Consider the following 19,753-nt stretch of genomic DNA (forward strand, 5'->3'; position numbering starts at 1 on the left):
CCATTAATTTATCATTCATAACCCAAAGGAGATATCACAAGATGAAAACCATATCTAGCCTAATCGCAGCAACTCTTCTTTCTACCGCTATCGCCTGGCCTGTCCATGCCGCAGAGAAGCCAATCTCCATTCAGATCAATCAGCAACAGCTCGCACTGAAGGGACAGTCTCCCTTCAATGATAATGGTACAATTGTCGTTCCTTTTCGTCCGGTTTTTGAAAAACTAGGACTTTCAATCGATTGGAATCAAACCACAGGTACCATAACGGGTACTAAGGAAGGGCTTACGATTACACTGCAACTAGGTAGTAAGCAGGCCAGCATCAATGGTGTTATAACCCAACTTTCTGTTGCCCCTAAGCTCATCAATAATTCCACTTACATTCCGCTGCGCTTCGTTGGGGAGGCTACAGGTAATGAAGTCTCCTGGAATGCACACTCGAAGACAGTAACCATTACAGGCAAGACTAATCAGGTAAATCCGCAGGAAATCAATGCTTTTTTTGAAAAATACGTAACCTATACCAACAATGAGAATTATGAAGGGTTCATGAGCCTAATCGATAGCAAGTCTCCTCTTGTGGTCATCGGGCCACAAATTAAGAGCCAAATGGAACAATACGATCTGACCACTTCACTTGATCAATTAGAGGTTATCAGCCTTCAACCCACAGAGGCTACGATTCACACCGTTGAAACGACTACACACCTCAGCGGTCCATTCACCTTAGACAATACCTCTGAATATATTTATAGCTTAACGCGTACCGCCAGCACTGAAGACTGGAAAATCAACAACCTGCAGATTAAAGGCGTACAATATATCCTCCCAGATAAACTGCTGAACGCTAAGCCAGCTGTGACGAAGGCGGATGAAACGGATATATTAGCTGTGCTTAAGAGCAACTTGGACTATACCAATGCAGAGAATATTCAAGGTGTGCTATCTACTATTGATCCTGAGTCCCCTGCTCTCGAACAAACCAAACAGCTCTTCAGCCAAATTTTCACAGCCTATGATCTAAAGTTCACTCTGGAATCTGCCAAAATCATTCATTATACCCAGGATACCGCAGCCGTATATATGGTTCAGACGAGCATCAAGCTTAAGGGTCCTGACTTTCAGGATAACCGCTCCACCTCTGTCACAACGCTGAAGAAATCCAAATCAGGCAAATGGATGCTGGATCAGACCTATCCGATTAGTGTAGACAAGCTGACTCCATAATTATAAGGATCTGTAACAAAACAAAAAACGGCAAGCCCCATAACCCCGGAGGCTTGCCGTTTGCTTATTTAAAGCGCCGGATCTTCAGTCTTACCCGCTCCCCCCCACAATCGCCAATCTTTACGTGACATATAACTTTAAAAATCCTATGTACAAATAAATGTTTAGAACTTCATTTATCCAAATTTATAACATAAGTATCTCAATCAATTCCCATCTCTCGCTGATATTCAGCTTACTATAAATACTCTTAACGATATTCCGCACAGTCCCCTCTTTCACATTAAGGTCATTGGAAATTTGCAACGCACCCTTTCTTAGCGACCAATGATAGGCTACCTCCCTTTCTCTAGGCGATAATCGATACGAATCACACTTTTCCTGAAATCTGTGTTCAATTAGCTTTGGGCTTTTTTCCTTCAACTTCAAAACAATCTTTTCGGATAATTGCTTAATAAAGAGGATCGAAAAACCCAGTTGTCTCTCGGCTTCAAATGAGATGTCGATGTATCCACATATAAAACCATTTATCATTATAGGAGCGCATACACAATTCCACTCTTTAAACATTGGATTACTATGCTCTTTTCCACGCACTACTGCAATTGACTTGACCTCCATCGCTAAAGAAACTGCATTCACTCCAGAGAATTGCTTCGAGAGGTTAGTTCCATTCCTAATTCCAAAATGATCTATTTTCTCCTGAAACATTTCGAATGGACTAACAATATTAATAATATTACCGGCTCGATCTGTTAAGAAAAAGACAAAGGGCAATAAGAGAAATTCTGTTACTTCCGCCAATTCTGAATGCAATACTTCAACCAATATCTCGTAGGGAACCAGCTCTTCAATAGAAAAGGATTTTTCTGTTTTGATGTTACTCCAGGGTTGGCAAAATTCACACACAGAATTATTGGATTTTTTATCTACATCATCTACCGTAAACCAGGCACGTTCGCATTCAAGAATATCCAAACAGTAAAATCTCCTAACTAATGGTATTTTTAAAACAGAGCATAGCACTCCATACAAAGGAAAACAATGACATAAGTCGTTAGGATTGTGAGAGATTAGCAAGATTTAAAATGATTATTAACAAGAACATTTCACTGTCCTGTATCCTTGAAGTTTCGCAAAAAAGAACAGAGCATAATAATTAACACTTGTCTATATCCTACCTAGGACATAGACAAAATCCAATTTTTCTATAAAAATTAGGATGTACGTCGATCAGAGGGAAAATAAAACAATGGAGATACTTATATCTGCTACCCTGAAAGGAATGAATTCCATCAAGAGTTTAGTAGGGATTTTCAGTAGAAAGTATACAAAGTCTATTCCATTTTTACTTTTGTTTTCATTATTTATATTGGCATTTTCTGCGGTAAATAGAATATTTCCAATAATATCTTTCTTAATAATTATGTTAAATGCTCTGTACATTGTTGTGAAAATAGCAATATTTAAAATTAAAAAATAAATATTTATTTCAGGGGGGTGATATTGCAATCTGGCAAAGCGCCTTTCAGCCTTTCCTAAACAAAGTTTTGGCTATTAGTGTAGACAAGTTAACTCCATAATTATAAGAATTTGTAACAAAACAAAAAAAACGGCAAGCCCCATTAACCCGGAGGCTTGCCGTTTGCTTATTTAAAGCGCCGGAGCATTAGTCTTTTCTGCTCCTTTACGCTCTTTTGCCGATTTACGGAAGTAGAACAACTCGTAAATCGCCGGCACTACAATCAGCGTAAGCAGTGTTGCTGCGGTTAAACCGCCAATGACTACAATCGCCAAGCTTTGCGAGACGATGCTGCCCATCTCGGCATGGCCGAACAGCAGCGGTGTCATGGCGCAGATGGTGGCAATCGCCGTCATGAGAATCGGACGCATCCGTGTTCCGGCAGCTTCTAGAATAGCCTCGTGGATACTCATATTGGCTTCATTTTGCTTAATCCGGTCAATGAGCACAATGGCATTCGTAACAACAATACCTATTAACATCAACGCCCCGAACAGAGCTGTGAAGTCAGGCGTTACACCGGACACGATAAGTCCAACAATCGCACCAATCGCTGCGAGCGGTAAGGAGAACATAATCGCCAGTGGAGCCCGAAGGGTTTTAAAGGTGAGTACCATAATCAGATAGACCAACCCGATGGAGATCAATGCCGTCATGCCCAAGTCGTTGAAATCCTCTGACTGATCAACTGACGCTCCGCCTGCAAATAAGGTCACGCCTTTCGGAAGTGTAAGACTATCGGTTTCTTTTTTAATATTCGCACCGATCTCAGACACCTTTTTCGGATCAACCTCTGCTGTAATTCGTACATACGGCTTCCCATCTTTATGGAACAACATTGCCGGTTCATTCCGAACCTCGTAAGTTGCGAGCTGAGACAGTGGCTTCGGCCCCTCAGCCGTCATGAGCGTCAGCGCTTTTAAATCCTGCTCCGTTTGCGGCTGAACCATAGGATCTAACACTACACCTGCTGCGTCACCATCAAGCTCAATTTGCCCCATTGGAATCGGATTAAGCATCGCTGACAGCTGCATTGAAATCTCTTGCGCATTACTTTGCGCCGGATCTACCTTAAAGGAAAATACAGGTTTCGTGTCCTCCATATTGCTGCTGACTTTTTGAATTCCCTCTACGGACTTCAGCTTAGCGGTGACTTCTGTTGCTACAGTAGTAATATCCGCAAGATTATCTCCGACAATATCAATATATTCACTGGTAGAGCTGGATCCCATCATACTCATTTGGTTAGCAACAAGTGTTGCTCCAGTGTATGAATCTTTTACCTCACGAACATGATCAATAAAAGCCTGAGCATCTGCACCTTTTTTCATAACAACGGTATAGTCCACTAAGGTTTCAGAGGTAACACTCCCCCACTTAGCGGCGTCCGCACTATTCCCTGATTGCATGATTACCGTTTCTGCTTGTGGCTGCTTCATCAAATCTTGTTCTAACTGCTTTCCCTTTTCCAAAATATCTTTGACAGGAACATCTTTGGGATAATTCATCTGAACAGAAACATAGCTGGCATCCGAAGCATCGAGCGCCCCTTTGGGCATAGTCACATAAGCAGCAATGGAGCCAATCAGAAGCAGGAGACCCAACGATAAGCTAACCCATTTACGGCGAAGATTCCAGTCCAGAAAGCGGATAAACCATTTAGAAGGTTCGTGTTCTTTCATTGATGTTCTTCTCAGCAGCCATGAGCTTAAAAGAGGAACAACCGTCAAAGCTACTACGAGTGAAGTAAGCAATGAATAGGTCACTGTTAAAGCAAACGGCAGTAAGAAAGCTTGCAAACTACCACGCAAGAGACCCATCGGCAGAAATACTGCTACGGTAGCAATGGTTGATGAGGTAATCGCTCTAGCCACTTCCCCAGTTGCACTAATAATCATTTCACGGGAAAAGGGTTCTTTTTGCAGCCTACGGTAAATGTTCTCAATCACCACGATACTATCATCGACCAAACGGCCTACCGCAACCGCGACTCCCCCGAGTGTAATGATATTCAAGCTTATGCCGGAAATATTCAGCAGATATAAGGTGACTGCTAACGAAAGTGGGATGGATACTGCCGTAATCAGAGTAGCCCGCAGGTTACGCAGGAACAACAGAATCACAATCGTCGCAAATAATGCACCTAGCAATACCTCACGCATCATACTGTTCACCGAGCTAACTACCATATCCGATGTACTGAATACCACTGCTGCTTCTGCATTAGGAATGGTTGTATTAATATGATTTACGGCAGCCTGAATGTTATCTCCGACACTGACTGCATTCGCATTAGCCTCTTTGGTCACTATGGCGAATAGAACGTCTTTCCCGTTCGAACGGCTGACACTTTCCTGATCCTGCTTCAATTCGACAGCAGCGATATCCTGTAGCTTAACGCCCGCAGATACAGGAAGCTTTTTCAAAGTATCCATACTATCTATCGTAGAAACTACGTTAACATTGCCGGTCTGACCACCAATCGTTTGCTCCCCAAGGGATGCCGATACATTACGTCCTTGAAGTAAACCTAATACTTGTGGAGTCGTGACTCCCTTCTCAGCCATTAATTTCGGGTCCAGCTTAACGCTGACCTGCGGAGTTACCTTACCATATAAAGCAACGTTCGCTACCCCTTCAGCTTTTTGCATCTCTGGAATGATAGTTTCTTCCGCAAGCTTAAGATTCTCTTTAGTCAGGCCTTCGTCAAAAGCAAGAGTAACCTGTGATACAGGAATCATGGAGGTATTCAACTGAAGTACAAAAGGAGCCATTACCCCTTCCGGGAACTTCAATGAATCGACGACCTTCTGGACCTCCTGCGCAGCATCCTTCATATTCGTTTTCGAATCATAAAAAATATTTACCTGCGCATATCCGTCTCCGGAAGTGGACAGTATTTCCTTCTTCCCTTTCACAAAAGCTGCTCCAGCTTCTATCGGCTTCGTTACATTAGTCTCCATAGCATGTGTATCCTGGCCAGGACCCAGTACAGTTACAGTCACTTGAGGATTATCCGCCTCTGGCATAAATTCCATCGGTAGCGAAGTGTAGCTCATCCCTCCCACCACAAGAGCCATGACTACTAAAAGCCCCACCGCAGCCTTGTTACCGAACGACCATTTTGTTAACCATTTCATTTTCTTTTTCCCCTTCCGCTCCACATGATTTCTGGCACTCCCCTTATGTCTGTTTGATTATGTATTAATTTCCATCCCGAGATTTAGTTTAGTCATTTTTGGCTGAACTCAAAACAGCCCTACGGCTGGTTTCGTACTCAGTCTTAAGACGGGGAACTTTCCCCTTCTGTAGACAGATCCCCGTCCTTTTTCTTGATGATGGCAACTGGAACGTGAGCATAAAAAAAGAGCCCCGTTAGCCATATAAATGGCCAACAGGACTCCCTTTTGTTATGGTTTATTTCCCTTCCGCACGTACTGGATCACGGAACATAAATTTCAATAGTGGCGGCGTTACAAGTGTAGTTACAATGACAACAATAATGACCGAAGTAAAATACTGTTGCTGTAACAAGCCGCTTTGCAGCCCTGTGGCGGCAATGATCAACGCAACTTCCCCCCGTGAAATCATCCCAGACCCTATAATGGCTGACGAGTGGTTATCAAAGCCTGTAAGACGCGCACCCAGACCGCCACCAAACAGCTTGGTCAGAATGGCAACAACCGTAAGCAAGATCACGAAGCCGATTTGACTGCCTACCCCTTCAAAGGAAACACTAAGTCCGATACTTACAAAAAAGACCGGCACAAAAATCGAATAAGCAATCGGCTCGAGCTTGGATTCTACCGTGTGCTTAAAGGAAGTTTGCGAGATAGCAATCCCAGCCGCAAAGGCACCAATGATTCCTGCCATCCCCATGATTTCAGCAAAATAGGCGAATGCGAAACAAATCATTAACGCTGCTGAAATAATCGCCTCTGTCACCTTCAACGGAGCCATCCATTTCATGACCCGAGGAACAATGAACCAGCCGGCAATAATCGCTACGGCAAAGAACAACACCTTTTTCCCAATTAAAAGACCAATAGAAACGTCTGTACCTGTACCAAAAAAGCTCATCAGAACAGCGAGCAAAATAACAACTAGAATATCATCTACTACGGCAGCCCCCAGAATTGTAGAGCCTTCACGTGTGTTCAGCTTATTCATATCTTTTAACACCTGCACCGATATGCTGACCGATGTTGCACTAAGAATAACGCCCATAAACAAAGCATTATGATAAGCAAAACCAAACATTTCTCCTAAGGCGAACCCACCCAAAAAGGGTAATATAATTCCACCGACGGCTACTGCAAAAGCTGATTTCCAGTTCTTGCGCAATTGATCCAGATCCGTCTCAAGCCCCGCTATGAACATTAACAGTAGAACACCGATCTCAGAGATATAATGAATAAACTCTCCATCCTGAACCCAGCCCAGTACCGCAGGCCCCAGTATGATTCCCACAATAAGCTTACCTAGCACAGCTGGTTGCCCAAGCCGCACAGATAGATCACCAGCTACTTTGGTGAACAATATGATCAGCATAAGATATAAAACAAACTCCATCTTTCAATCCACTCCCTTGTTGTATATAAGAACTGCCAACCAGGAGCTTCTCCAAGCCAAAAAAAGACAAAGAGGAGCCCTTGTTGACAGGCTCCTCCAAAAAACAAATAATTATTCAATTTAACTTTATAAATTATATTATACCTATATTTAAAATAACTGTAAACCAGATGCGCCGATAATATAAATTATGCACATTTGATTTGTTCTAGAATTGAATTGCTTATTTCAGATAGAACACTTCCCGTAAGGGCTGCATAGGCACCTCATCATTGAAATCAAATGACCCTTCAACCATCTTAGAGGTAATCGCATTCCAGCGGTTGCAAGCATCACTTTTGGCAATGTAATCAAAAGCCGCCTTACTATCCTCACACTCATAACAGTAAAAAAATTGATTGCCATTCTGAAAGATGGAATAGTTAGAAATACCAGCCTTACTGTGCTCCTCCAAAATTTCTGGCCAAGGATTTAAATGCATAGCTACATACTCCTCTAAACATTCTTCCTTCACCCGCCATGTCCAAGCCAATTTATTGCTGCTCATCTGCTCATCCTCCTAGAAATCCCCTCTTTTACACATATTAAGAACTAGGGACATTTGATACCTATTATTGTACCTGAATAGAGTAGTCCAAGCTATGCATATCTATATGATCTGTAAATTTTTTAAGCGTTAATTCCGGCTTCACTCGGACGTAAAATAGCAGAACCAATCGCCAGCAGCACCGCGGCCATAAGACCCAAGATGGCAAAAGGCAGCCATAATTCATTCCAGCCTCCACCTGTAGCAGCGATATCGATCGCTTGGATCGCCCATTTTTGCGGTACAAAATTAGCTGCCTTCTGCATATAATCCGGCATAATGGATAACGGCCAGAAACAGCCTCCAAGCATACAGGTCGGGGTCAGGATCAGCGAATTAAGCATGCCAGTATTATTGGGATTGCGAATCAGACCTGCTACCGTACTGGCTAAGCCCATGGAAACGAGCATAAATGCTGCAAGAACCAAAAAATACAAGTAGAGCGGTAATCCAAAGTCAAACTGCAGTACATAACGGCCCAAAGCAAGTACTACAACAATTTGAATTAACCCAACAATGAAGCTTCCCAGAAAATTACCGAGGGCAATCTCATACGAACGAACCGGGGCACTGAACATACGTTTCATCGTTCGTTCTCTTCGATCATCCATAATAAGCGACACTGAACTTGTAACCAGCCCCATTAAGAACATCAAAGTAAATCCTGTGACGATGCTTAAGCCCTCTTTTGGATATAAATCATAATCTGTTCTTATACTGCCTACACTATGTTGCTCAGCTCTTTGCATTACGGCAGCAAACTGTGAGTCCGAGTCCGTAGCCTCAGTCCGAGCTGCTCCAATTAGTCCAGCAGTGTTTCGCATTTCATCAGCAATTACACTGATTTTCATTTTTACCATAATGGATGTTTCAGTAGCCTTAAGCTCATACACACTAATTTGTGGCTCTTCTCCAGCAAGCAGTGCGGAGGTGAAGTTTTGCGGTATCAAAACACCGGCTTCTCCGTTCTGATCGATAATACTCTCCCTCAAATTAGCCTCATCTGTCTTCTCTACAAGCTTATAATCACCGGTATTCTCCAGCTCGGTAAGCAAATGTTTGCCCGCTGCACCATCGTCCATATTCGAATATAAAATAGTAGCCGGTCTCTCACCCATACTTCCACTAATTGCTACTACCCCGGCCACGACAAGACATGGCAGAAGAATATACGAAAGCAGCCCATTCCGAGAACCAATCGTTCTTTTCACCATATTCCAAGCAATCGTTAAGATCTTATCCATGGTAACCTACCTTCCGGTACGAGATAACCGCTGCACTGAATAGAACCAGACAGATGATCGACAAGACCAGCAGATTCGGCAAAATCTCTGAGACCTCTGCATGCAGCATCATTTTTAGAACAGCTTGTAGCACCCAGTGATTCAGGGTAAATGCCCCGACCGAGTTCACCCATGATTCCGGAAGTGGAGCCATCCCTCCACTAATGAAGGTCATGACCACAGTGATAACATTAACAATACTTCCTGCACTTGCTTTAGTTTTGCTAAACATTGAAATAACAATCGATAACGTCATGGAAGCTATGATCATTAAGAGACAGAAGAGCAGCAGCAAGCCCGGACGATTGCCCCAATTTACGCCAAACAACAAATGAGTCAGGATAATAATCGCTGCGCACTGCACTACACTTACAACCCCTACGCCTAGCATTTTACCAATAAAGAGCTCAGAACCTTTTACCGGCATTGAGGTTATTCGGAAGAGGGTGTGATTTTCTTTTTCATTAAAAAGAGAGCTGCTGACGGTCAAACCGCTATATAGCAGAAACATCAGCATCATGGATACCGCATAGAATTGGGAGGCTGTATAGGATCGGCCACCTTCACTGAGCGCCCCAACCTTAACAGATGGCTGCTCTCCCAAACTTGGTGCAGTAGCGGTCAAAGCTTCTGGACCCAACGTCATAGCTACGGATTGCTTATAGTTAATATTGTTCAAAAAGTTATCGAATACCGTCCCCGCAACCATGTTATCTGTCCGATCTTTGCCCAGAACAAACTCTAGCTTTGCAGTTTCGCCGCTTTGTACTTTCTTATCGAAGCCTAGGGGAACAATAACCGCATAAGCATATTTCCCGGCGCGCAGGCCACTTTCCGCTGTCTCTCGGCTCCCTACTTTGACCGGAATAATGATATCCTTAAGCTCCGGCGTCTTTAAAAAGCTGTCTATCATCGCCGAGCTTTCATACCCTTCTCCAGAAAGATTAACTACACCAACACGTACAGGGTCAATCTTAGACGCTGCCTTATCACCGATTACACTGGAGAGGGAAGCACCCAGCAGAAAGATCAAAAGCAGCGGTAACAGAAACATATTAATGATGATTGAGCGTGAAATAAACAGCCTGCGAAGCTCATAAATCATAATTGTCCAAATATTTCTCAAAGCGTTCTCTCCCTCCTTTAATCGCGCAATGTCCGTCCTGTCAAACTAAGGAATAAAGTCTCCAGATCCGGCTCCTCAATATTTAAAGAACCAATAACGCCTTCATGTTTAGCAAAAATAAATAAGATATCCTGCAGCTCATCCTGTGAGGAGGGGAGATACATTTCTACCGTTCCCTCTTTACTTTCCACTCTCGTGATCCGCGGGTGTAGACTAAGCTCATTGATTAGCTCCGGGGTGATGTTCGTTGCTTTGACCACTATTTTTTCTTCTTGAGAAACCCGTTCCCGCAGCTCCTTTTCCGTGCCACAAGCAATGATATGTCCCTTATCCATAATCGCTACCCGATCACAAATGGCTGCAACCTCTTCCATATAATGACTAGTGTAGATGACGGTTGAGCCAAGCCGATTCAGCTCTTTGACCGACTCAAGGATATGATTACGAGACTGCGGATCAATCCCTACGGTCGGCTCATCCATAATAATCAGCTTTGGATGATGCATGATGGCACAAGCGATATTCAAACGTCTTTTCATCCCTCCGGAGAAGGTGGCTGGTTTTTCTTTGGCCCGGTCACTAAGTCCTGTGAAAGCAAGAGCTTCCGCCACCCGCTCTTTCAGCAATTTCCCCCGCAAGCCATACAATCTTCCGAAAAAAGTTACATTTTCAGCTGCTGTCATTGTATTGTACAAAGCCAAATCCTGCGGAACCAAACCGATCTTTTTCTTAACCTCCAGTGCGTACGAAGAGACTGATAACCCATCAATAACAATGTCTCCACTATCAATCTTTAGCAGGCCGCAAATCATACTTATAGTTGTACTTTTACCTGCCCCGTTCGGGCCTAGCAGGCCAAAGATCTCTCCTGCTTGAATCGTAACATTCACATGATCTACCGTTAATTTGTTCTCATACCGTTTCACCACATCGGTCAACACCGCGATTGCCATCTCTTATCTCCCCTGTCGTGTGTGCTTCTATATTTTCAATTTTATTCTAGGTTGAATTTTTGCGGATGTACGAAAGGTCATTTTTTGAAGGTGACTAAAGTCATCTCCTGAAGTAGTGGGATAATATGCTAAGATTATTAAAAAACATAAAGGATGACTAAGGCGTGCCCAGAGAGCTAAACTTATTGCGTTACGGACTCATCTTAATCCCTGCGTTTATTACCATTTATGTCTATCAATATAACGATTATGGAATCTTCACGCTGCATATCCTGATGCTTCTATTCCTTGTGGTCATGGTGCCAAAGCTCCCTCGATCCTTTCATGCTTTGATTAGTATCATTGAAATCTTGTTCACGGCCTGGTTATGTTATCAATATGGCAGCATGATGATTTTCCCCGCTATATCAGCACTGCTTTATTATTCCAGACTCCAGCCTAAAGCGGTGCCTTACGTGTTCACAGGTGTACATCTGATAGCTTTGAACGTCGCACTCCAGAATTCTCCATCGCTCGTAGTGACTTACATTAACCTTTCATTTCTGCTCACTGCCTACCTAAATAAGCTATTATTGAAAGCTGGCCAGCGGCGCGAAGACACTCTTCTTCTATATGATGAGTTGCGCAAAAAGCATTTCGAACTCGATGAAGCTCGCAACCGCCTGCTGGAGTTCAGCGCGCAAGTAGAAGAGTCTGCCCAGTCCAAAGAGCGCGTCCGAATCTCACGCCAGCTCCATGACGATATCGGCCACCGGTTAATCCGGATTAAAATGATGATGGAGGCCGCCCTCCAGACCTTGCCCACCTCTCCCGAGAGCGGAATGCAAATGATGGAATTGATTCGTGACCAGCTGTCGGCTAGCATGGACGATATGCGGTCCGCAGTTAAACGTATCAACTACACCCCGAAGCTTGAGGGAGCTTATGCGTTAGACCGGCTGCTCGAAGAGATTGGGCGTGAGACGGGGATCGAGACCTCATACCAAGTACAAGGCATACCTTATCCACTCTATCCTAGTATTCAAGTAATCCTGTACAAAAACGCCCGTGAGGCTATAACTAATGCCTTGCGGCATGGAAAAGCAACGTCCATCCGGATCAAAATTGACTATGTGCAAGCAGGAATCACTATGGAGGTTAGCAACAATGGCTCTCTACCCGAAGGAGAGAAACTCAGCAAATTATTGGGCCGTGGTGGGGACGGAATGAAAGGAATGTACGAGCGAACGCATTTAATCGGTGGAACACTCGAACTAAGGCAGAAGCCATATTTTACAGTCATTACGCGGCTGCCCATTTATAAGCAAGATGAGATTGTATAACGAAAGGAGCCATGCTAATGATTAAAGTGTTAATTGTTGATGACGACCCCTTTATTCGCCAAAGTCTGCAAGTATTGCTAGGGATGGACCCAGATATTGAAGTTGTTGGAGCAGCTTGTGAAGGTAACGAAGCCTTGGAATTACTTCAAGAAGGATTAATGGCCGATGTGGCTCTGATGGATATCCGCATGCCCGGCTGCGGTGGCGTTGAAGGAACGGAGAAGATTAAGCAGGCTTTTCCGCAAATTGCAATATTGATGCTGACCACCTTCGACGATGATGAATATATCATTGAGGCACTGCGTAACGGAGCTAGTGGATATTTGCTCAAAAACATACCGCCAGACCGGATCATCCAGGGCATTAAAACGGTTTTTGAAGGGAACATGCTTATCCACCCTGATATCGCCCGCAAGCTGGCAACCTTTCTGCAACCTACGGCACGGCAAGAATTGCCACAGGTACAGCCACTGGAATCCTTCGGATTGACCAAAACAGAGCTGGCTGTAGTGGCTTCTATCGCTGAGGGGCATAGCAACAAAGAAATCGCCGGACAACTTTTTTTAAGCGAGGGTACCGTCAAAAATTACATAACGGATATATTAAGCAAATTAGAGCTCCGCGATCGTACGCAAATTGCAATTTTTTATTTGAAGAATAGGCAAGGTTGAACTAGTAACATATTGCATATGAATAGTCCACTGCCAAAGTTAGTTTTTCTTACGGACTCCAGTGACGCGCTGCTCCTTGGACGCGGGTTCGGACTCCAGCGACGCTATTTACAATTTTATCGGCGTTTGAGCAGAGTTTCGGACCCCAGCGACGTTATTCCTCAGAAAGAGGCTCATTTGGGGTGTTTTTGATGCCAATAGCGCCTTTTGGGTCCGTTACCATTCTAAAAAAGCGAAAATGCTGCGATTAGGGGCAACTGGGTCCGATAGCAACTTCTCGCACGCGAAATTACCATCTAATCAAAAACAAAGATACCCCATTCACCATTTCATGGCTTATGGGGCATCTTCTAGTTATCCTTCCGCTGATTCCTGCTTGGCTTCAGTGGTTTTTTTTCGTTTAAGTTGGCCGTCCGGAAGATTCCGGCTGCGTATGCCTGTCTTCATCCCGATGATGCTGTAGATGCTGGAAGGCTTCGCCTCAGCGGTAATCATCCCATCTGTCTCCGGCACCAAAATAATGCCGAGCTGATGGTGATCCCCATCATAGATCGGGCTTTGAAGGTATTTGCTCTCCCCTTCACGGTTCAGCACCTCCAGCTTGCAGAACGCTGGATTCATGCGCAGCGCCTCATGTAGCTGCGCCGCATCGGTCAACAGGACCCCGTTGACCTTCAGTAAGATCTCGCCGGGCAGGATGCCCAGCTCCTGGCCGGGACTGCCCGGCAGCACGGCCAGCACTTTGCGGCCGCGCGGTGGATGCACGAAGATGGGGCTGATGCTGCGCTCTTCCAGAGCGCTGTACCAGCTTAACCCTTCGTGCAGCACAATGGCTGCGAGCGCCGCGACCAGAGTCAGCGGGCTCCACCAAGCGGCAAGCAGGCTTAAGCCGAGCAGGACGATGCTGTAGATCAGCAGCCGTCCTGCAGTGCGGGCCGCCTTGCGCCCGGGCAGCATGCCCTGCGTCATCTCGCTGAAGCCGATGATGACGGGCAAAGAGACGATGCCAAGGCTGCCGCCGAGCAGCGAGTGCCATGGCAAATCCGTTCCTGCTCCCGATGGGAGCAGCAGGAACAGCGGCAGCGGCCAGAAGGCCTGCAGCTGATAGCCGCCGACGACCATGCCGCGCTTTCCCTTCAGGAAGAGCGGCGTTGCAAGCTTGGCCCCTTGTCTGCGGGCCAGCAGTGCCTCCGCCATGTGCAGCAGCGCAGCTAACACTAGCAAAGCAGGAATATCCATCTCCCGTATGGCGGTGGTAATATTCCCTACCGTTCCACTATCTAAAGTATCTGGAAAGAAAGAAATTACAAATTGTATGATACCTAACAACCCTATAGAATACGCGAAGCACAAATACCGTACACGCAGTAGCGACAACACGAGACTAACTACCCAAATGCAGGCTACAGCGGTACCTGATAATGATATTCCTAGCAGAACGGCTGCTATAGAGACGACCAAACCCATGACTAGACCACTCCATACCGTCCGCCACGTTTCCTGACCCCAGCTATGTAATTTCACATGTATCAGCTTTCGTTCTAATGCCACCTGCCTACGGTAATATAACGCAATAAATATAATAGCAATGTAGTAATACGGCTGGATCAATAAGTGTAAGAACGCAGTGCCCAAGCTTCCTAACAGTTCCTGAATCACATTCAAACTGTTCGTCACACTCCTTTTCGTCCGATGACTGATTTGTATATATTCTAATTCCTCTACGTCGGTTGGCATTTTCTTATCTAAAAGAAAAAAAGAAGGCTGAATTCAGCCTTCTTACTTTTTCGACGCTGCCGCCTTAATTTCCTTCTGAATCTCAGCAATCCCTTTATTCCGTTGGTTGTCGTGAACAGGGTCTTGAATGACCTTGATCAGCGCCGCTTCCAGCGCCTCGGCTGTCTTGGCGTCAATTATGCCTGTGACTTGGAGCTTTGCTGTACTTTGGAACTTCTTCACTGCGTCCTTAGTGCCAGCATCGAAATAGCCATCTTTACGTCCAGGCTTATAACCCAAACCGTCCAGCATCGTCTGTGCACTCTTCACATCAGCGTTGTTCATATTATATTGCAGCGCCACGCTCTTGTTAATCGGAGCCACCGAGAAGTAATCCGGCTGCGCTACCGCGATATCCGGTTTAATGCCCTTACCGTGGATCCATGTGCCGTCTGGCGTAAGCCATTTGGCAATGGTAACTTTCAGCAAGCTGCCGTCTCCAAGCTGTTTATCAAAGCTCGTCTGCACGGTACCTTTACCGAAAGAATTGTCACCGATTAGTTTAGCTCCTGCCGACTGCTGCAAAGCACCCGCCAATATTTCCGAAGCACTTGCGCTACCTTTATTCATCAGCACGACCACTGGATAAGCTTTACTCGATCCTTTTGAGGTACTAACTTCGCGTTTTTTGTCTTTATATTCTATTTGCACTATAGATTTTCCAGCTGGAACGAATTGCTCTGCCATTTCAATAACAATCGGAAGAACACCACCTGGATCATTACGGACGTCAATAACAAGTCCCTTCATGCCTTGCTTCTCCAGCTTCTCCAGCTCTTCCTTGAATCGTTCTGCGGTATTCAGGGAGAACTGCGTAACCTCGATTACACCCACATTGTCTTTTTCCATAGTAGCGTAGACTGTTTCGAGCTTCACATCATCCCGGGTAAGAACAAATTCGAGTGGCTCTACAGAGCCGGAACGTTGTATTTTCAAAGTGGCCTCACTGCCCTTAGGACCGCGAATCTTGGCAACAGCTGCATTCAGCTCCATGCCTTCCAGCGATTCACCGTTAACGGACAGAATAACATCTTTGGCCTGAATCCCAGCTTTCTCAGCAGGTGAGCCCTTGATCGGAGAGACCACGACTACCTTGCCATTATCCGAAGAGACCTCCGCACCGATACCTGAAAAGGAACCCTCAATGCTTTCTTCGAATTTCTCAGCTGTTTCTTTGCCCATATAGTTGGAATAAGGATCGCCCAGCGCTTCCATCATACCGTTGACAGCACCGTCTATCAGCTTCTCCCGATCTACTGTCTCGTAGTAATTGCTCTCAATCAGACTGAGAGCCGTTCCAAGCTTCTGGGATTCCTTCTGCTGAAGGCCAGTAACCTGCAATGCCGAGGCCAGTCCTTCTCCTGCAGCTTGTCCGATAACATGACTATAACCCGTCACGCCCAAGGTCACCAGACTACCGCATAGCAGGGCGGCGATAATCATAAACGCCGCTGTGCTTTTTTTTAACATGATGTTCCCACCGTCCCTTCTTGTCCATCTCGCAAACAACTCCATAAGTCCGTCCTGAAAGGTACGGTATCTCTTCCAGTATATGCCGTACGCTCAAATAATATGAGTTATAAGTTCTTAAAAATTAGAGATAAGGCATCGGATTTACTGTCTTGCCGTCGATCCGAACTTCAAAATGGAGATGGGGGCCCGTCGAATTACCTGTAGAACCGGATTCAGCAATCACATCCCCACGATTGACTCTATCCCCAGGACTAACCTTGATACCACCTTTACGGATATGTCCGTAGAGGGTCCAAACTCCGCCGCCATGATCAATAATTACACAATATCCATAGCCGCTATACCATTCAGCTACGATTACCGTTCCCGAATCAGCCGCATGAATATTGGTTCCTTGTGGAACTGCAAAGTCTACCCCGGTGTGTACTTTCCCCTTCTCCCCCGTAATAGGATGTGTCCGTGGTCCGTATGAGGAAGATATTCTTGCCGAGCCTACAGGGAGCAGGAAGGGTCCATCTCCACCAGCATACGCGGTTGAGGAGCTGGAGCTTGAACTGCTGCTTGCCTTGCTGGCTGCGGCTTTCTTGGCAGCTGCTGCTGCCCGGCGTGCCGCTTCTGCTTTGGCGGCTGCTGCCTTGCGCGCTGCTTCCTCAGCTTTAATCTTATCCTTTTGGGTTTCCAAAGCAGAACGTTCGCTTGCCAGCTTAACCAGCTTCTCATTCTGCTCTTCACTTAGATCATCGCTTTCTTGAATCTGCTTATCATAAAATGCGATAAGCTCCTGCTTCTCCGCTTCCTTCTCTTTCAGCAGGCTTCTCTGATTTTCCAAGGAGGTGTATAACTGCTTGGCTTGAGCATATTGCCCCTCAAGCTCCTGCTTTTTCTCTACAACTGTCTGCTTGTCCAGCTTGTGTTGGACTAACAGCTCCTGATCCTGATCCACAATCATCTTAAGCGAATCGGTGCGGCCCAGAAAATCAGAGAAGCTTGTCGATGAGAGCAAAACATCTAGGTAAGATACCGCTCCATCGGTGTACATCAACCGGACACGGGATCCTAAGAGTTCTTCTCTTGAGGCCACTCGTGCCTCTGCTTCATCCAATTCCGTTGCTGTAACATTAAGAGATTCTTCTGTGTCGGAAATTTTGTTAGAGATTTCGGTCATTTTGCCTTTAACTTGATCCACTTGCTGCAATACATATTGTAAATTGATATTTGTCTTATTCTTATAGTGCTGCGCTTCCTGCGTTTGGGACTCCGCTTTCTCTTGCTGCGCCTTAGCTTCCTGCACCTCTTGTTGCAGCTGCTTTAATTGCTTATCGATTTCGGCAACACTTGTTTTTTTGGCATATCCATCAGAGGGTTGGAATATAGTGACAGCTAGTAACATTACGGCTAGTCCGGCGGCAATCTTCTTCAACTCGCACTCCCCATCCTTCACTCTTAAATTAAACTTTCAAAAACTTACGAATAGAAACCGTACTTCCCCAGACGCCGATCAACACACCTAGTCCAACTAACAGACCTACGAGCAGCAGCCAAATATCACTGAAAGGGATCAGCTGCAATCCGAGCATTGGATCTCCCTGTATCGAAGATTCCAAACCCTTGTAACCGGCATATAAAACACCCGAAGTAATCAATGATCCAATGAGTCCAATTAATGCCCCTTCTATAAAGAAAGGCCAACGAATAAAATAATTTGTCGCACCTACCAGCTTCATAATCCCAATCTCTTTGCGCCGGGCAAGAATCGTTACCCGAATAGTATTGGAGATGAGGAACATAGACATAAGTGCCAGCCCCGCTACAAAAATAAAGCCAATGTTGCGTACGGCACGCGTAATTTTAAACAATGTTTCTATCGAGCCTTTGCCATATTTCACTTTGTAGATAGGCTGCTCGGTATGTGTCTTGTTAAGGGCTTGAATCTTCTCAGCCACAAAAGCAACGGTAGTAGGTTCAATAACCTCTACCTGAAGGGTATCTGGAAGCGGGTTATTGTCTTCATCGAACCCTTCCAGAAGCTCTGCTGCCTCCTCGCCCATATCTGCGCGGAGATCTTTAAGTCCCTGTTCCTTGGAGATGAACGTAATCTTGCTGATCTCCGGCATATTGCCAATTTCAGTCTGCAGGGTCTCACGCATCTTCTGATCTGTATTCAAAGCTAGATGCACTTTGATCTGTACCTGACTGTCTGCCTCATCAGCTACAGAATTTACGTTAAGAACAAGAAGAATAAATACACCTAGAACAAAAAGAGAAACAACAATCGAAGTGATTGAGGCGATCGACATCCAGCCATTACGGAATACGCTTTTGAAGCCTTCCCGCACATGTCGCAAGAAGGTTTTAAAACTCATAACCATATTCCCCTCTCGCTTGGTCTCTGACAATGTTTCCATTCTCAATCGCAAGCACCCGTTTGCGCATTTTGTTCACAATATCTCTGTTATGGGTAGCCATTACAATCGTTGTTCCACGAAAATTAATCTCGTCAAGCAGCTGCATAATGCCCCATGAAGTCTCAGGGTCTAAGTTACCCGTAGGCTCGTCCGCAATAATAACAGAAGGATTGTTGACGATAGCCCGTGCAATAGCGATCCGTTGCTGCTCACCACCAGAAAGCTGTGAGGGCTCACGATTCGCTTTACTTCTCAGCCCAACCAAATCAAGAACCTCATTCACACGTTTCTTGATGACTTTTTTCGGCGCTTCAATAACTTCCATAGCAAAAGCTACATTCTCGTATGCCGTCATTCTGGGCAAAAGCCGAAAATCTTGAAATACAACGCCGATATTACGGCGGACATAAGGGATTTTGCGTGGTTTTAGCTTTCCTATATTGAAACCTCCCACCGAAATCTGTCCTTTGGTAGGCACTTCTTCTCTATAAATCAATTTCATAAAAGTAGATTTACCCGCGCCGGAAGGGCCGACAACGTACACGAATTCATTGCGGTCGATTTTCACTGAAACTCCTTGCAGTGCGTGAGTTCCGTTAGGGTACGTTTTCCATACATCTTGCATCTCAATCATTTTCTCACTTCCCAATTATGACATTTTCCACTTGTGCGAATCGACATTGTCCACCTCAAGTTTCCATAAACTTCAATATTTCCGCAATGTATCTATTGTAACAAATCTGTAACTGATTGAGTACCCCGTAACTGCACGACTATTCGAAAGTTTTGTAGTGACTGGACATATACATATAAAAAAGCACCTAGCGGTGCCTGT

The 19,753-nt window shown here is 45.1% G+C and carries 15 protein-coding genes; 3 read left to right on the top strand and 12 right to left on the bottom strand.

Going from position 1 to position 19,753, the window contains the following annotated elements; genetic code table 11:
• Positions 1-41: 41 nt before the first annotated feature.
• Positions 42-1,229, top strand: coding sequence for a copper amine oxidase N-terminal domain-containing protein (locus NST58_RS30210; RefSeq protein WP_076276889.1), 1,188 nt, complete (start codon positions 42-44; stop codon positions 1,227-1,229).
• Between the two features lie 186 nt (positions 1,230-1,415).
• Here NST58_RS30210 and NST58_RS30215 read toward each other — a convergent pair whose 3' ends face one another.
• From NST58_RS30215 to NST58_RS30245, 7 genes are all read right to left on the bottom strand, one after another.
• Positions 1,416-2,207, bottom strand: a complete 792-nt coding sequence (locus NST58_RS30215; protein ID WP_076220158.1) for a helix-turn-helix transcriptional regulator — start codon at positions 2,205-2,207, stop codon at positions 1,416-1,418.
• Between the two features lie 675 nt (positions 2,208-2,882).
• A complete protein-coding gene (locus tag NST58_RS30220) occupies positions 2,883-5,891 on the bottom strand; it encodes an efflux RND transporter permease subunit (RefSeq protein ID WP_339245220.1) in 3,009 nt (1,002 codons plus the stop codon).
• Positions 5,892-6,168: 277 nt separating this feature from the next.
• Positions 6,169-7,323, bottom strand: coding sequence for a cation:proton antiporter (locus tag NST58_RS30225; protein WP_076123814.1), 1,155 nt, complete (start codon positions 7,321-7,323; stop codon positions 6,169-6,171).
• Between the two features lie 223 nt (positions 7,324-7,546).
• A complete protein-coding gene (locus NST58_RS30230; RefSeq protein WP_038573529.1) occupies positions 7,547-7,870 on the bottom strand; it encodes an L-rhamnose mutarotase in 324 nt (107 codons plus the stop codon).
• A gap of 122 nt (positions 7,871-7,992) precedes the next feature.
• On the bottom strand, positions 7,993-9,153 hold the full coding sequence (locus tag NST58_RS30235) for an ABC transporter permease (protein WP_339245224.1): 1,161 nt from the start codon (positions 9,151-9,153) through the stop codon (positions 7,993-7,995).
• Complete coding sequence (locus tag NST58_RS30240; protein WP_081387166.1) at positions 9,146-10,318, bottom strand: ABC transporter permease; 1,173 nt, start codon at positions 10,316-10,318, stop codon at positions 9,146-9,148. The genes NST58_RS30235 and NST58_RS30240 overlap by 8 nt, the downstream gene beginning before the upstream one ends.
• Positions 10,319-10,335: 17 nt before the next feature.
• On the bottom strand, positions 10,336-11,271 hold the full coding sequence (locus NST58_RS30245) for an ABC transporter ATP-binding protein (protein WP_036678569.1): 936 nt from the start codon (positions 11,269-11,271) through the stop codon (positions 10,336-10,338).
• A gap of 164 nt (positions 11,272-11,435) precedes the next feature.
• Between NST58_RS30245 and NST58_RS30250 the strand changes: the two genes are divergently transcribed.
• Positions 11,436-12,593 (top strand): sensor histidine kinase, encoded by a 1,158-nt coding sequence (locus tag NST58_RS30250; protein WP_076219747.1) that lies wholly within the window; start codon positions 11,436-11,438, stop codon positions 12,591-12,593.
• 17 nt (positions 12,594-12,610) lie between these two features.
• A complete protein-coding gene (locus tag NST58_RS30255; protein WP_076123821.1) occupies positions 12,611-13,264 on the top strand; it encodes a response regulator transcription factor in 654 nt (217 codons plus the stop codon).
• A 354-nt stretch (positions 13,265-13,618) separates the two neighbouring features.
• Here NST58_RS30255 and NST58_RS30260 read toward each other — a convergent pair whose 3' ends face one another.
• From NST58_RS30260 to ftsE, 5 genes are all read right to left on the bottom strand, one after another.
• Positions 13,619-14,503: a PDZ domain-containing protein gene (locus NST58_RS30260; protein ID WP_244886400.1), complete on the bottom strand. Its 885-nt coding sequence runs from the start codon at positions 14,501-14,503 to the stop codon at positions 13,619-13,621.
• 540 nt (positions 14,504-15,043) lie between these two features.
• The gene (locus NST58_RS30265) at positions 15,044-16,510 is read right to left on the bottom strand and encodes a S41 family peptidase (protein WP_076123824.1); all 1,467 of its coding nucleotides are present in this window, start codon (positions 16,508-16,510) and stop codon (positions 15,044-15,046) included.
• A 124-nt stretch (positions 16,511-16,634) separates the two neighbouring features.
• A complete protein-coding gene (locus tag NST58_RS30270) occupies positions 16,635-17,933 on the bottom strand; it encodes a peptidoglycan DD-metalloendopeptidase family protein (RefSeq protein ID WP_076123826.1) in 1,299 nt (432 codons plus the stop codon).
• Positions 17,934-17,961: 28 nt separating this feature from the next.
• Positions 17,962-18,876 carry a permease-like cell division protein FtsX gene (gene ftsX, locus NST58_RS30275; protein WP_076123828.1) on the bottom strand — a complete coding sequence of 305 codons (915 nt, stop codon included), beginning with the start codon at positions 18,874-18,876 and terminating at the stop codon, positions 17,962-17,964.
• Positions 18,866-19,552, bottom strand: coding sequence for a cell division ATP-binding protein FtsE (gene ftsE / locus NST58_RS30280; RefSeq protein ID WP_036678556.1), 687 nt, complete (start codon positions 19,550-19,552; stop codon positions 18,866-18,868). The genes ftsX and ftsE overlap by 11 nt, the downstream gene beginning before the upstream one ends.
• Positions 19,553-19,753 lie beyond the last annotated feature (201 nt).

Source organism: Paenibacillus sp. FSL R10-2796, assembly GCF_037965315.1.
In the GTDB taxonomy this organism is placed as follows: domain Bacteria; phylum Bacillota; class Bacilli; order Paenibacillales; family Paenibacillaceae; genus Paenibacillus_AQ; species Paenibacillus_AQ odorifer.